General features: G+C 27.7%; 14 protein-coding genes and 1 riboswitch. Of the genes, 13 read left to right on the forward strand and 1 reads right to left on the reverse strand.

All coding sequences use genetic code 4. The features are described 5' to 3' along the window. Position 1 precedes the first annotated feature (1 nt). On the forward strand, positions 2-652 hold the full coding sequence (gene trmB / locus AACL10_RS00405; protein WP_338985247.1) for a tRNA (guanosine(46)-N7)-methyltransferase TrmB: 651 nt from the start codon (positions 2-4) through the stop codon (positions 650-652). Here trmB and AACL10_RS00410 read toward each other — a convergent pair. Beyond that, positions 649-1200, reverse strand: coding sequence for a hypothetical protein (locus AACL10_RS00410; protein WP_338985249.1), 552 nt, complete (start codon positions 1198-1200; stop codon positions 649-651). The genes trmB and AACL10_RS00410 overlap by 4 nt on opposite strands. A gap of 121 nt (positions 1201-1321) precedes the next feature. Beyond that, positions 1322-1416, forward strand: a riboswitch (purine riboswitch). Positions 1417-1505: 89 nt separating this feature from the next. Here AACL10_RS00410 and AACL10_RS00415 point away from each other — a divergent pair. The 12 genes from AACL10_RS00415 to AACL10_RS00470 all read left to right on the forward strand — a co-directional run bounded on the left by AACL10_RS00415 (position 1506) and on the right by AACL10_RS00470 (position 15466). Continuing rightward, the gene (locus AACL10_RS00415) at positions 1506-2918 is read left to right on the forward strand and encodes a hypothetical protein (protein ID WP_338985251.1); all 1413 of its coding nucleotides are present in this window, start codon (positions 1506-1508) and stop codon (positions 2916-2918) included. Continuing rightward, on the forward strand, positions 2911-4458 hold the full coding sequence (locus AACL10_RS00420; RefSeq protein WP_338985253.1) for an ABC transporter ATP-binding protein: 1548 nt from the start codon (positions 2911-2913) through the stop codon (positions 4456-4458). The genes AACL10_RS00415 and AACL10_RS00420 overlap by 8 nt, the downstream gene beginning before the upstream one ends. Beyond that, on the forward strand, positions 4451-6352 hold the full coding sequence (locus AACL10_RS00425) for an ABC transporter permease (RefSeq protein ID WP_338985255.1): 1902 nt from the start codon (positions 4451-4453) through the stop codon (positions 6350-6352). The genes AACL10_RS00420 and AACL10_RS00425 overlap by 8 nt, the downstream gene beginning before the upstream one ends. Then, positions 6336-7277, forward strand: a complete 942-nt coding sequence (locus AACL10_RS00430; protein ID WP_338985256.1) for an ABC transporter permease — start codon at positions 6336-6338, stop codon at positions 7275-7277. Before AACL10_RS00425 ends, AACL10_RS00430 begins: the two co-directional genes overlap by 17 nt. Before the next feature lie 87 nt (positions 7278-7364). Beyond that, positions 7365-8084, forward strand: coding sequence for a purine-nucleoside phosphorylase (gene deoD, locus AACL10_RS00435; RefSeq protein WP_338985257.1), 720 nt, complete (start codon positions 7365-7367; stop codon positions 8082-8084). 129 nt (positions 8085-8213) lie between these two features. Continuing rightward, a complete protein-coding gene (gene tsaD, locus AACL10_RS00440) occupies positions 8214-9161 on the forward strand; it encodes a tRNA (adenosine(37)-N6)-threonylcarbamoyltransferase complex transferase subunit TsaD (protein WP_338985258.1) in 948 nt (315 codons plus the stop codon). Between the two features lie 18 nt (positions 9162-9179). Then, on the forward strand, positions 9180-9959 hold the full coding sequence (locus AACL10_RS00445) for a hypothetical protein (RefSeq protein WP_338985260.1): 780 nt from the start codon (positions 9180-9182) through the stop codon (positions 9957-9959). A 22-nt stretch (positions 9960-9981) separates the two neighbouring features. Continuing rightward, positions 9982-11091 carry an alpha/beta hydrolase gene (locus AACL10_RS00450; protein ID WP_338985262.1) on the forward strand — a complete coding sequence of 370 codons (1110 nt, stop codon included), beginning with the start codon at positions 9982-9984 and terminating at the stop codon, positions 11089-11091. 63 nt (positions 11092-11154) lie between these two features. Beyond that, on the forward strand, positions 11155-12516 hold the full coding sequence (gene asnS / locus AACL10_RS00455) for an asparagine--tRNA ligase (RefSeq protein ID WP_338985264.1): 1362 nt from the start codon (positions 11155-11157) through the stop codon (positions 12514-12516). 102 nt (positions 12517-12618) lie between these two features. Then, positions 12619-13587, forward strand: coding sequence for a glycosyltransferase family 2 protein (locus AACL10_RS00460; protein ID WP_338985266.1), 969 nt, complete (start codon positions 12619-12621; stop codon positions 13585-13587). A gap of 15 nt (positions 13588-13602) precedes the next feature. Next, positions 13603-14292 carry an RDD family protein gene (locus AACL10_RS00465; RefSeq protein WP_338985267.1) on the forward strand — a complete coding sequence of 230 codons (690 nt, stop codon included), beginning with the start codon at positions 13603-13605 and terminating at the stop codon, positions 14290-14292. Further along, complete coding sequence (locus AACL10_RS00470; RefSeq protein WP_338985269.1) at positions 14285-15466, forward strand: serine hydrolase domain-containing protein; 1182 nt, start codon at positions 14285-14287, stop codon at positions 15464-15466. Before AACL10_RS00465 ends, AACL10_RS00470 begins: the two co-directional genes overlap by 8 nt. Positions 15467-15489: the final 23 nt, after the last annotated feature.

The raw sequence follows: 15489 nt of genomic DNA on the forward strand, positions 1-15489 counted from the left end.
AATGAGATTAAGAAATAAAAATTGAACAAAAGATTATATAGATGAAAATTCTAAATATATGATAACTTCTCAAAAGAAAATTAATGCAAGTGAATTATTTGAAATTAAACAGGACACCTTTTTAGAAATAGGTTGTGGCAAAGGTCAATTTATTATTGGTCAATCAATGAAAAATAGAAATAAAAACTTTATTGCTATGGAAAAAGAAACTACTGTAATTGGAGTCGCTTTAAAAAAAGCTTTAAACACAGAAAATATTGAAATGACAAATTTATTATTTCTAAATAGATTTGCTGAAAACCTATTAGATATTTTTGAACCTAACTCTTTAAAGGGAATATTTCTTAATTTCTCAGATCCGTGACCAAAATCAAAACATTACAAAAAAAGATTAACCTATATTGATTTTCTAAATATTTACTGAGATTTACTTCAAGACGAAGGTGTTATTGAAATAAAAACTGATAATGATAAATTGTATGAGTTTAGTTTAGAACAAATTCAAGAATCTAGATTCAAGTTACTTTATCATACAAATGATCTTTATTCTAATGAAGAACTAGTTGAACAAAACATACCAACAGAATACGAACAAAGGTTTCACTCTTTAGGTAAAAACATTAACAAGATAGTTATAAAAAAAGAGGTTTAGTCTTTAGGGCTAACCTCTTTTTTTGGTGGATTTTTAATAAACTCTAAATAAGATTTTTTAAAATCCTCATTTTGAGCTAACAAGTATCTTGTTACTTCAAAAAATAAGTATAAGTATATGTAGTTAATTAAAAATATTATTAAGAAAACTCATCATGTTCCCTTTGCATTTTCTGTTCAAGAAACTTTTGATATTAAAGATCCGCTTGTTAACTCAATAAAGAAAGTACCTATTGAAAAAACAGTTATGAATATTATTACAAATCTATTTCTAATTATTTCCAATGATTTTTCTTTGGTTTCTAAATTTGTAATTACTTCCATATTATAGAAAATTGAAACAGATGTTTTACTCATATTTGTTATTAAACAAGCTAAGTAAACAAGTGCAAAGTTTAATATTATTTGAGAAGTTAAAGTTATTTTTAAATCTGTTTTTAAAGGCAAACTTAACAAAATTATTGAACTTATCACAATAAGAGACAATGTAATAGAACCAAATCAAAGAATTGGTTTTCTTAAATCTTTTTTAATTATTTGGAAATCCATATTTATCACCTTTAATTAGTATAATTGATAATATTATTTTTTATTGACATTAAAGGGTAATTTTTTTTTTTTTTTTATTTAAAAATTGCTAGGAATTTTTAAATAAACTTTTATAATAAAAATGTAAATTAAATTAATAGCTTTTATAAACCAACATAACGGGTTGGAGTTTCTACAATGTACCAATACATTTCTAAAGGCAACGTGGAGGAAACCTTTTTAATAGTGATTAATAAGAGGGTTCCTTTTTTTAAAATATAATAGCAAGAGTTAATTTACGCAATTAAATATAGGAGAAAAAAGAAGTGAAAAAATTACTTTCAGGATTAATGGCAGGAGCGGTTGTTATTTCATCTGCTTCAAGCCTTGTTGCTTGTAGTAAGTTTACTGTAATTTCAGAAATCTACTTAGTAACTGATAGTGGTAAAATCTCTGATAAATCTTTCAATCAATCTAGTTATGAAGCTGGTAATGAGTTTCTACAACAAGTGGTTGCTAAGGTTGATCCTACTTATGCTAATTCAAAAATAGCAAAAATAGAACCAGAGAATGCAAGTACTAAAATACTTAAAAATCAGTACAATAATGCAAAAAATAATGGAGCTAAAACAATTCTTTTACCTGGTTTTCACCACGCAAACCCAGGTGAGGGTGAATATTTAGCTGGACAAATAATGAAAGACGTTGAACAAGGTTCATCTATCATGTTGGATGGTGCAAATTTTAGTGACAATGAAATTGGTTTCAATTTTAGAGGAGATATTTCAGGATTTTATGCTGGAATGGGATCTATAATTTGATCTTTACAACAAAAAGATGTGGAAACAGATGTTTCTTTAGGATCTTTTGGTGGGATTTCAAACCCACAAGCTGTAGATAACTTCATTGTGGGTTATCTAGCTGCAATTGATGTTTTCAATAAATATAAAGAAACTGAAGCTGGGAAATCAACGTTAACAAAAGAAGTTAAAGATGGTGGTTTTGGGTTGGATGAAAAAGCTCTTAATAGAACAGTTAAAAGAACTCAAGACAATTTACCTTTAGATACTGCTGATAGTTTATGATATACACAATCATTTGCACAAGGTGATGCAGTTAATATATCAAAAAACTTAATAAGTTTAAAATCAACTGTAATAATGCCTGTTGCAGGACCCCAAACATTAGATGTATTAGGAGTTTCTAAGACACATGATGGTGGAAATACTGTAAAAGTTATTGGTGTTGATACAAATCAAGCTGATGCATTTCCACAACATAAAGGTATGTTTTTAACTAGTGCAGAAAAAGACTTAAAAAATTCTACAATAGCCGGTCTTGCACATACAAAATATTGAATGGAAAAATACAAAAATAATTTATTGGAAAAACTAAAAGAACACTTGGATGACAAAATAACTTTAACAAGGGAAGTAAAAAATAAAGATGGAGAAGTATCTGAATATAAATCTGTAGATCTTGATGAACCATATTCATGAGAAGGTCAAACTTTATGGGTTGGTGGTAATATGTCATCTGGAGGAAATAATCTTTTGGATGAAGATACTGCTAAAAACATTAAATCAGTTTTTAAACCAGAAACATTAACAGATGCTTCAATTGAGTTATTTGAAAGTATTGCTGCAAAGAATTACGGTAAGACTTTAATTAATAAAGACATAATAGAAGCATACGTAAATACAATAATTAACAAGGGAGGATTCACATACAATGGCTAATTATGCAATTGAAATGGAAAACATTTCTATGATTTTCAATCAAAAAGTTATAGCAAATGAAGATGTAACTTTAAAAGTTGAAAAAGGAGAAATACACTGTCTTGTTGGTGAAAATGGTGCTGGTAAATCAACACTTATGTCTATCCTTTTTGGAATTTATCAACCAACAAAAGGAATCATAAAAATTAATGGTAAGGAAGAGATTATAACTTCTCCAATTAAGGCAACTCAATTAGGGATAGGTATGGTTCACCAACACTTTAAGTTAATTGATATATTACCTGTTTGAAAAAATATTGCTTTAGGTTGTGAGTCAGTAATAGGGTGAGAAATCATAAATAAAAAAGCCGTTATTGAAAAAACAACTGAGATAATGAATAAATATAATTTAGAAGTTGATCTAAATAAAAAAATTCAAAACATATCGGTTGGCCAAAAGCAAAGAGTTGAAATACTAAAAATATTATACAGAGATGTAGATATTTTAGTTTTTGACGAACCAACAGCTGTTCTAACACCTCAAGAAATAGATGGTCTATTAGATGTTATGTTAGAATTCAAAAAAATGGGAAAAACTATAATATTTATTACACATAAATTTGCTGAAATTGAAAAAGTTGCAGATAAGGCAACTGTAATAAGAAAAGGTAAATACATTGGAACTTATGATGTTAAGAAATCTGGTGTTGAAGAAATTTCTAAAGCTATGGTTGGTAGAAATGTTGTTGAAGCAAAAAACAATTCAACAAAACCAGTTGGAGAAACTGTTATAAGATTTGAAGATGTTAATGTTAAAAAACATAACAATAGTAAAATTATGGGATTAAAAGATTTCAACTTAGAAATAAAAGAAGGAGAAATCGTTGCTATAGCTGGTGTTGAGGGTAATGGACAAAACGAAATAGCTGAAGTACTTAGTGGTTTAACAAAACCAGTTAATGGAAAGATATACCACAGAGGAGAAGATATAACTAAATCTTCAATATCAAAAAGATATTTAACTCACAAAATGAGTTTTATACCCGAAGATAGACATGAACACGGTTTGGTTTTAGATTCAAATATTATAAACAACACAACTTTACAAGATATAGGAACTGAAAAATTTAGTAATGGATGATTTGTAAATTTTGCAAAAGTACAAAATCATACTCAAAAAATTATTAAAGATTATGATGTTAGAAATGCTGATGCAGGATTTACTATTACTAGAAACTTATCTGGAGGAAATCAACAAAAAGTTATTATCGGAAGAGAACTTACAAGAGAAAATGATTTCATAATTATTTTCCAACCTACAAGAGGTTTAGATGTTGGTTCAATCGAATTTATTCATGAACAAATATTAAAAGCAAAAGAAGAAGGAAAAGCTATCTTACTGATATCTTATGAACTTTCAGAAGTTTTACAACTAGCAGACAGAGTTGTTGTTGTTAACTCAGGAAGTATAGTTGGAGAACTAGATAAAAAACAAGCAACTAGAGAAAAAGTTGGTCAATTAATGACTTCACAAGCGGAAGGAGTAAATACTAATGTTTAAAATGAAATTTTGAACTGTAAAAGTAAAAACAGAAGCCCTTGTTAAGTCTTCAACTTTTGCAGAAAAATTAAACCTAGTTAAGGCATCTGCGATGTCTATATTGATAGGTTTATTGGTTGGGGTTTTATTTGTTTTCTGTAATGGACAAAACGGATTTGAATTCATATGAATTGCACTTTCAAGATCACTTACAACAAACATAGATAGAACTCTAGTGTACTTCGGTTGTTACACACTTATAGGTCTTGGTTTGGCGCTAGGATTTAAATTAAAAATATTTAATATGGGTGGATCTGGACAAATATTGGCTGGATTAATAATGACTTTTGTTATTACAAACACTCTTGGTCAAAAAGCGAACCCGGATGCTCAAGCTGTTCTGGACTTAAAATTTGCACCGTTAGTTTTCTTGGTAACAATAATATCAGGGATGACAATTTCAACAATAACTGGTGCTCTTAAAGTTTATTTAAATGTGCATGAAGTTGCTTCATCAATTTTATTAAACTGAACTTTATGATATTTATTAAAATGATATATGACAATAAATAATAGTGCTTCTTCAACTCCAGCCCTAAACGAAAACATGGCTATGTTGGGGAACTCAATTTGAGCACTATGTGTTCTTTGTGCACTATTCTGTGTTGTTATAACTTATATTGTTATTCAATACACAACAACTGGTTACAGATTAAAAATAGTTGGTAACTCACCAAGTGCTGCTAAGTACTCAGGTATTAAAAGTCCAAATTATATTTTACTTGTAATGGCAGTTCAAGGAATGTTTATAAGTATGGGTGGATTCTTCTACTATTTCCTAATTCAAGGAAGTGTTGGATTTGGTAAAGATTTAGTTCCGCAAGTTGGATTTGACGGAATACCTGTTGCTTTAGTAGCATTTAACAATGTACTTGGAATTGTACCTGTTGCATTCTTATGAGGAATTCTTAAAGAAGGAGCATCAGTTGCAATAACTACTCCAGGGCTTAATAGTCTAAATGCAGAAGTTGCAGACTTAGTGTTTGGTATTATAATTTACTGTTCAACTTTATATGTATTATTTGTAAAATTCGATTTAATTTTAAAAGTTAAACAAATGATTTATCTTGAAAAAGATATCATAACAAAAGATGAAATATCTTTACGTAAAACTAAAATATCAGAAACAAAAATGTTATTAAAACAAGTTAATGAATTAGAAGAACTTGTAAAAATAAAAGAACAAATCTCAGCACTAAGTTCAGAACAAAAAGAAGAAATTCAAAAACTTTCTGCAGCTTATACTGAAATAAAAACTTTCCACGTTAGAAAACATAAAAAAACAATTGAAGATTTAAAATTAGAAATTAAAGATTTAATTGAAAAAGGTTATGAAACTTATAATCAAAAATCAATTAAAGGATTGAAAATATCTTTCAACAATAAAAAAGCTGGATCAGAATTCTCTACACTAGATTTAATAATCGAAAATATTAGTAGAGTTGGAGACTTCAACAAAGAATGTAATATAAAGATAAAAGAAATTAAAAAACAATTAGCTGAAGAAATTAAAGAAGCTAAATTATCTAAAGATGAATCAGCTTTAATAAAAATTGAGGAATTAAAAATTAAAGCTCAAAATGATATTCAAAAAATTCAAACTGAGTTTAAAGAATTTAAATCTGAAATTGAAAATCAATCAAATGATTTAATTGATAAAACAAATTCTGATGTTAAAGGATACAAGGAAGTTTATGTGGAATGTAAAAAAGAAGCACAAACTTTCTTAAAAGAAGTTAAAACTACATTAAAAAATAATTTAAAAGATAAAGATGAAAATGAAAGTTCAATTATTAAAAAGGACTATTTCGAGAAATTAATGGAGGTAAAAGAAAAATATGACAGAATTCATTAATTCGGTATTTGCAAATACCTCAACTTTCTTCGCTATATTCATGTTGGCTGCGATAGCTGGTATGTTTTCAGAGAGATCTGGAGTTGTAAACCTAGGAATAGAAGGTTTCATGACAATGGGAGCTCTTGGTTATAGTATATTTGGATATGCTGTTCACTCTTCTGGAGCGGACCCAAATGACTGATTACAATTAGTTGGATTAGCTATAGGAGCTGCAATGGGTGGTTTACTATCATTGCTACATGCTTTTACAGCAATTAAACTAAAAGGTGATCAAGTTATATCTGGTACAGCCATTAATATTCTGGCTCAAGGTATAGCTTTAGTATTAGCAACTTCAACTATGACAGGACCAGAAAACTATATAGCAACTGGTTTCCTACCAATAGCTATTGACAGTGGCGTTAACCAAATGTTTACAATTTACTTAATAATGGCAATCATTGTATCATTAGGAATTGGTTTCTACTTTACATTTACAAAAACAGGAACTAGACATATTGCTGCAGGTGAAAATCCTCATGCATTAGATGCTGCTGGAATATCAGTTACAAAATACAGATTATGATGTGTTATCTTATCTGGATCAATAGCTGGATTAGCAGGAGCTATATTCGTTGTTTCAAGACTTCTTGGAAGTTTTGCAGGATCAGTTCAAGGTTATGGATTTATTTCATTAGCTATTATGATTCTTGGTCAATGAAGAGTTGGATTAATATCATTGTTTGCATTTGTGTTTGCATTTGTGTTTGCGCTTGGTACTCAATTACCATTCTTAAAAACAGATAGTGCATGAATGAAAACAAATGCCTCATTGCTAAGAATATTACCATTCGTTACTTCATTGTTGGTTATGATGATATTTGCTAAAAAATCAAAACCACCAAAAGCAAGTGGTATACCTTTTGACAAAACGCAAAGGTAAAAAATTAAGACAAGTTAAAAGAAGTTTCTATGGAAACTTTTTTTTATTTAGTTAAAATATGGTTGTATTAAAAAAGGAGAAAATAATATGTCAAATATACCTACACCACACATTAGTGCAAATAAAGAAGACATTGCAAAGATAGTATTAATGCCAGGAGATCCTTTAAGGGCTAAAAAAATAGCAGAAACATATTTAGAAGATGTAAAACTTGTTAATGAAGTTAGAAATATGTTTATGTATACAGGAACTTACAAAGGAATTAAAATCACTGTAGCTGGAAGTGGAATGGGTTGTCCAAGTATTGGGATTTACTCATATGAATTATTCAAATTTTACGATGTCGATTATATTGTAAGAGTTGGAAGTGCAGGAAGTTATAATGAAAATATCAATGTATATGATATTTTCAATGTAAAAGAGGCTTTCGGAGAAAGTAACTATGCAAAAATCGCTGCCAGCATTGACTCAAATATCATTGATGCAGGTAAAGATTTATTTAATAAAATTGAAGAAGTGGCTAAGAAAAACGATATAAAAACACATACTGGTAGATGTCATTCTTCTGATGTTTTCTATAGATACGAAGACTCAATGGTTTATGCAAAAGAAAATAAATTAGATGTAGTTGAAATGGAATCATATGCATTATTTGCAAATGCAATTGTAACTGGAAAACAATCTGCTTGTTTATTAACTATATCAGATAGTTTTATAACTAGAGAAGTTACCACTGCAGAAGAAAGACAAAATAACTTTATGCAAATGATAGAGTTGGCCTTAGAAACTGCATTAGAATTAAAATAATATAGATTAATAGCACCACTAACATTAAAGTGGTGTTTTTTTTCATTTGGAAAAAAATTCTATTAGGGGGTTTTACTATCTTACAAATTATAGTAAAATGAATATGATTTTGTAAAAGAGGTATTTTAAATGAAAATTTTGGCTATCGAATCAAGTTGTGATGAATTTAGTGTCTCAATAATGAGTGATGGTAAAGTTTTATCAAATGTAATATCTAGTCAAATTAAAGAACACTCAGAATTTGGAGGAGTAGTTCCTGAATTAGCATCTAGATTACATGTTGAAAATTTTCATTGAGTTTTAAGTGAATCACTTAAAGAAGCTCAAATTAAATTAGAAGAAATTGAGGTAATTTCATATACTGCAAACCCAGGTTTGATTGGTAGTTTGATAGTTGGGAAATTAGTAGCTCAAACCTTGGCTTTATATTTAGATAAACCATTAATGGAGATGAATCACATTCAGGGACATATATATGGTGCTAATATAGAAGAAAAGTTTGAATATCCAACTTTAGCATTAGTTGTTAGTGGTGGACATACTCAAATTCAAATTTTAAAACAACCTTTGGATTTCAAAATAATTGGATCTACACAAGATGATGCTGTTGGCGAATGCTATGATAAAGTGGCTAGAGTTTTAGGGTTAAAATATCCTGGAGGACCAAAGATTGACGAATTAGCTAAAAGTGGAAATGAAAATAAATACTTACTTCCAATAAGTAAAAATGATGAAACATATGACTTTTCATTTTCTGGTTTAAAAACAGCTAGTTTAAATCTTATAAACAAATTAAATCAAAACAAAGAAGAAATTAATATTAATGATTTTTGTGCAAGTTTTCAAAAGACTGCAATAGAAACATTAATGATTAAGTTCGAGAGAGCAGTTAAAGAATTTAGTCCAAAAACAATAACTGTTGTTGGTGGCGTGAGTGCTAACTCAAGGATAAGAGAAACATTCCTAGAAATAGGAAAAAAATATCAAATAAATAAAGTTATTGTTCCTAAAATGGAATACTGTACAGATAATGCAGCAATGATTGCTGAATTAACAAATGAATATTTAAGCAAATAAAAAGAAGGAGATTAAAATATGAGATCATTTTTAAGTAAATTGACAACAATAGATGACAAAGATCTAACAATTAAAGAAAAGAAAATAGTTGAATATATAAAAGAACATTTAAAAGAGATAGTTGATACAAACATGAAAATAGAACGTATGGCCCAAGAAGCGGGAACTGGTTATAGCGCTATTTATGGTCTATTAAAAAAATTAAATATTAAAGGTTTTAGGGATTTTGCAATTTCTCTTGCAAACGATGCTGAAAACCAAGAAATAAATGTAGCTAAAAATGACGAAAATGTTGTTTCAGGATACATAAACATAATCAAGCAAAACTATGCTTTAATTGAGAAAAAATATATTTTTGAAACATTAAACATAATCAAATCATCAAAAAGAATATTTTTATGTTACTGAGAAAATCTTTTATCAGGTCCAGCACATGAACTTTCAAACTTTTTTTATAAAAATGGCTTCAATGTTTATCTTTTAGACAGTGATCATGAAACTATAAAAGATAGAATTAAAACTTCTAACAATGATGATGTATTTGTATTCTTTACAAGATATGGGAACTCATCAAGATTGGACAATGCAATTACAGAACTTGGAGAAATGGGTAGAAAAATTATTTATATATCAGGTAAAGTTGCATCAAGTGACATAACAAAATATTTAAATTCAATACATACTTTAATCGTTGATAATCCAGATACAAGTATTTATAAAGGACATATATCACATTCTGTTCCTTTCAACTACTTTAATGACTTATTAATTTACAATTTTTTAAATACTGAAAATTAGTTTATAGAAAAGAGTATTAATTATGAAAAAATCAAAAAGATTAAAAAAGAATACTTTAATAAACCGTGTAAGAAAAGGTTTTAGAACTTTTTATGGAAGTATGGAAACACCTTTTGTAGAATCTCCTATATCTGTTTCTAGAAAAATTAAAAAATTTAACAAATCAAAAGAAGATAAAAAATGAATGAAGGAATTATTAACTACTAATAAAATAGTTAAAAAATTCTATAAAAGACCAGAGTTGGAATTTCATGATATTGAAAATATTGAATCTGTAGACTTTTTATCACGAGATGGTATTAGGTTAGCAGGTCTAGTATACGAACCAAATAAAGACTCAAATAAATGAGTTATAGCTTCTCATTGATTTGCAGGACATAAAACATTGGCCTTGCACCATGCAAAGATTTTTTCAAAAATGGGATACAACATTTTAGTTTATGATTTTAGAGGTCATGGACATTCACAAGACGATACTACAACTATGGGTGGAAAAGAACATATGGACCTAATGGGAGCTGTAGATTGATTAAAAGAAAATAGAACTATAGATCAACTTGCTTTTATGGGTACTAGTATGGGTGCTTTTGTATCTAATTATTGCTCTATGTACTATAAAGAAGAATTAAAACAACTTAACTTTAAATTTGTAATCTCAGATGTAACATATGGAAGTGTTTTTAGTTTATTTATGCACGTAAGAAATATTTATTTAGGATTTTTACCGAAAAAAAGAACTAAAAAATTCATTAATAAAGTTATTGAAAGACAAAATAAACATGAAGACAGTATAAATCTTCATGAAGTAAGTATTTTTCACCTTTTAAGAGAACAAGGAAACAAAGACTTATTCCCAACTTTATTTTTACATTCAACAGATGATAAAGTGACAAGTCCAGCAGATACTTTTGAATTACTTATTAGAAGAAAGTTTGAAGAAGACGAACATTTAGTCTTTAATTTCTCAATGCACACACAAGCCATGAGGTATCACTTCAAAACTTTTAATTACAAGATAGCAGAATTCATTAATAGATATCAAGATGGCAATGAACTTTTTGATGAAATAGTTCGGGAATGAAAGTTATTGAAGTTTGAGAAAAAAGATCAAATATCATTACTTTTAAAATAATTAAAAAGAAAAGAGTTTTAACTCTCTTTTTTGTATAATAATATTGCAAAAGGAAGTATCAAAATGAAAGATATTAGAACATTATATTCAGAATATAAAGATGTTAAGGAAGTTAGTTTAATAGCTAGAGTTAGAAATAATAGACAAGGTAAAGTTGTTAGTTTTTTAGTTATAAATGACGGAACTACAATAAGTGATGTACAAGTTGTTTATAAAAATGACACTAAAGGTTATGAAGAAGCTACACAAGCTAGAGTTAGTTCTATTGTGGAAGTAAAAGGTTTGGTTGTTTTAACACCTGGTAAACAACAAGAATTTGAAATACAAGCACAAGAGATAATTTTATTAGATCAAGCAATAGAAGATTATCCTTTACAAAAAAAAGAACATTCACCTGAATTTCTTAGAGAGATTTCTCACCTAAGAGCAAGAACAAAAACTTTTCAATCAATATTTAAAATAAGATCTGTAGCAGCTTTTGCTATTCATAAGTTTTTTCAAGAAAAAAATTATGTTTATGTAAATACACCAATCATTACTGAAAATGATGCTGAAGGCGCTGGAGAAGCTTTTGTTGTTACAACAAGAGAAGATGGTAAATACGAAGAAGATTTCTTTGGTAAAAAAGCAAGTCTTACTGTTTCTGGACAACTAAATGGTGAGGCTTATGCACAAGCTTTTAAAAACATTTATACATTCGGACCAACTTTTAGAGCAGAAAATTCAAACACTTCTAAGCATGCAGCTGAATTTTGAATGATAGAACCAGAAATGGCATTCTGTGATTTAGAAGGTAACTTAAAAATAATTGAAGATTTAGTTAGATATTCAATTAACTATGTTTTTGAAAATGCAAAAGAAGAATTAGATTTCTGTAATGAAAATCTAGAAGAAGGATTAATTGAAAAACTAAACATAGTTAGAAACTCAAAATTTGCAGTTAATAAATATGAAGATGTAATTAAAACTCTTCAAGAAGCAGTTAAAAATGGTCACCAATTTGAAGAATCAAATATTGAATTTGGTCTTGATTTAGGTACAGAACATGAAAGATACATTTGTGAAGTTGTTAACAAATGTCCTACATTTGTAACAGACTATCCAAAAGAAATAAAAGCTTTCTATATGAAACAAAATGAAGATGGTAAAACTGTAGCGGCAGCAGACTTATTAGTTCCTGGAATCGGTGAACTTGTTGGTGGAAGTCAAAGAGAAGATGATTTTGAAAAAATCATTAATAGATGTAAAGATATGGGAATTGATCCAGAAGAATTGGATTGATATAATGGTCTAAGAAACTATGGTTACTACAAATCAGCTGGTTTTGGTTTAGGTTTTGAAAGACTTATAATGTACATTACAGGTGCATCTAACATAAGGGATGTAATTTCATTCCCTAGAACACCAAGAAACTTGTTATTTTAAAAGCAATTAAATTGCTTTTTTTATTTAAGGATTTTTTTAAAAAGGTATTTTGTATCTATAATTTAGTGTAAAATTAATATGTTAATTAAGGGGGATAATACCATGTTGGTTTCATTTGTTATTACATGACAAGAAATTGAAGAGAACGTTAATGCTACTTTGCAAAGTGTTCTTAATCAAACTGACGATGATTATGAAATAATTTTAATCTCTGACAAAATGTTAGAAGATAACCAAGAATTTGTTATTTTAAGAAACTATTTCTGAGACATCAAAAATATAAAAACAGTTGTAAACAGTTCAATTCAAGGAGCAGCAGTTTGTTGAAACACTGCAATTGACTTAGCTGATGGAAAATACATCAAATTTATCTCTCAAGGTGATACTGTAAGTCCTGATTTTGTTAAAAACTTAAGACAAGAACTAACAAAATATGAAGATGAAACAATTGATTTAATAGAATTCAACGTTCAATTAACGGGTTTATCAGATAAACTTATAGAAACTCATTTAGAAAAAGGTAAAGTTTATAACTTGAATAGAGAATATGCACCATTTTCAAATATTAGTGCAACATTATCTAATAAATTATTTAGAACCCAACTATTAAAAGAGTTTGGATTCAAATTTAGAAGATTTGTAAGATTTGATATGTTATTTACATATAAAGTTTTAGGACAAACAGACACATACTTATTCTTAGATACAAAAGAACCTTTAGAAGAAATGTATTTAGGACAAGTTCAATACTCAGTATTTGACTTAGTAAATCAATGAACTCATATTTTAAATTACTACAGAAGAATTGGAAAATTTAAAGATCTTAAAGATTATTTAAACTATGCTTACTACAAAACGTTAATACATATCTGATTATGAAATATTAGAAAATATGATAATAAATTATTAATTAAAAAAGCAGCTACATTTGCAAGTAGAAAATTTGAAGATAAGAGAGAAGAATTTATGAAAACAAATAAAGCTTTCTTAGAAACAAAAGATACAAGATTCATTGAAATAGTAGATGACTTCTCAGGATACATCAAAGAATTATTAAAACTTGCAAAATAAAAAGGGTGAGTTTGGATGGCACATCAAGAAGAAAAAAACTATATAGAAAACTCTTCTCATAATTTGGTAAAACCACATTTGGGAAGAATTTTTTTTGCTAGACTTTTGGATGTTGTCCTTTGTTCTGTATTACCTTTGGTTTTAGCAATCATTCAACCAATTTCAAATTGACAGACATTTCTTATAAACTTTAGTGTAAGTCAATTAATAATTTTTTCATATTTCGTTTTACTGCCTTATTTTTGAAAAGGTAATACTTTAGGAAAACTAATTCTAAATCTAAGACTAAAAAAAACAAATGATGAGAAGATAAAAATGAGAGATGTATTTTTAAGAGAGTTTTATTTTTTATACATACCATTAATTTTTCAAATATTTGTTCAAATAATTTTGGGAATAATAATATATACGACACCCAAAGATGAACAAAATGAAAGTACAGAATTTATTTTAAAAATTATTAATAATATAGGATACGTCTTTTTAGCTATGTGATTTATCTACATACCCTTAACAATTTACCTACAAAAAGAAAATCTATCTGCAATAGATTTAAAAGTTAAAACTAAAGTTTTTTATTTAGAAAAGGTATTAGTTATAACTAGAATAGAAAAAGAAAAAAAACATATACATTTACAAAATGATAAACCAGGAAAGATCGATGTGAAAGAAATCGAAAAAATAATTGGGGAAGAAAATGAATAAATTTGAAAATACAATAAAAAAAATTGAAGAAATTATTGAAAAAAAATATTTTACAGGAGCTGTTTTAAAAATTTGTAAAAATAAAGAAGAATTATTTTCTTCTAGTTTTGGTATTAATGATTTAGACACAATGTCTAAAATGAATAAAGATTTAATCTTTAGAGCATATTCAATGACTAAAGTTGTTACTGTGGTTTCTTTTTTAATACTAGTACAAGAAAATAAAATTAAATTAACAGATCCTTTATATAAATTTTTTCCCGAGTTTGAAACCATGAAAGTATTGGATAAAGAAAATTTAGAAAACGAAGTACATTGTGATACACCGATATTGATGAATCATTTATTGACAATGACTTCTAGTTTTACTTATTTTGGGAATAAAAATAGAACTCAAAAGGAAGTCACAAAGCTTTTGAGTGACTTTGCAAAAAAAGATAATGATAAATTTATGAACTATGAAACTTTTATGAAGGAACTTTCAAAAATACCATTAGAATTTGAACCGGGAACTGGGTGAAGATATGGTTTATCTTTGGATGTTATTGCCGCAGTTATTGAAAAAGTATCAGGTAAAACTTTTAGAGATTATGTTTTAGAAAAAGTATTTACACCTTTAGAAATGTTAGACAGTGATTTTTATTTAAAAGATAAAAATCGTGAAGCTAAAGTTTATGAATGAAGTTTAATTGATGATGAAGTTAATTTAAAAAAAATTGAAGAATTTAATTTTTTTATACAAGAAATTCATAAAGTACCTACTATGCCTATGGGTGGGGCAGGACTATTCACATCAGTTGATGACTATACTAAATTTTTAAACTTCTTACTTGATGGTAGAGATGGTAATGGAAATATAATTTTAAAGGAAGAATTATTATTCGAAATGAAAAGTGATCAATTAAAAGAATTAAGAAAAAATTTTATATGAACAGTGAATAAAGATTACAGTTATGGTTATGGTGTAAGGGTAAGGATGGAAAATGATAATTACCCTTTAACCGAATTAGGTGAATTTGGATGAGATGGTTTACTTGGTTCTACAGGATTGGTTGACCCTAAAAACAAAATTACCATGTGTTTGATGTTGAGTTCTAAACCTGGACACAATAAACTAATTGAGTCAGAATTTTTTGATTCTCTTTATAAAGATTTAAATAATTTAAAAAAGTAAAGAAAAAATTGATATTATAGAAA

The organism is Spiroplasma endosymbiont of Diplazon laetatorius, from assembly GCF_964019625.1.
Classification (GTDB): Bacteria; Bacillota_I; Bacilli_A; order Mycoplasmatales; family Mycoplasmataceae; genus Spiroplasma_A.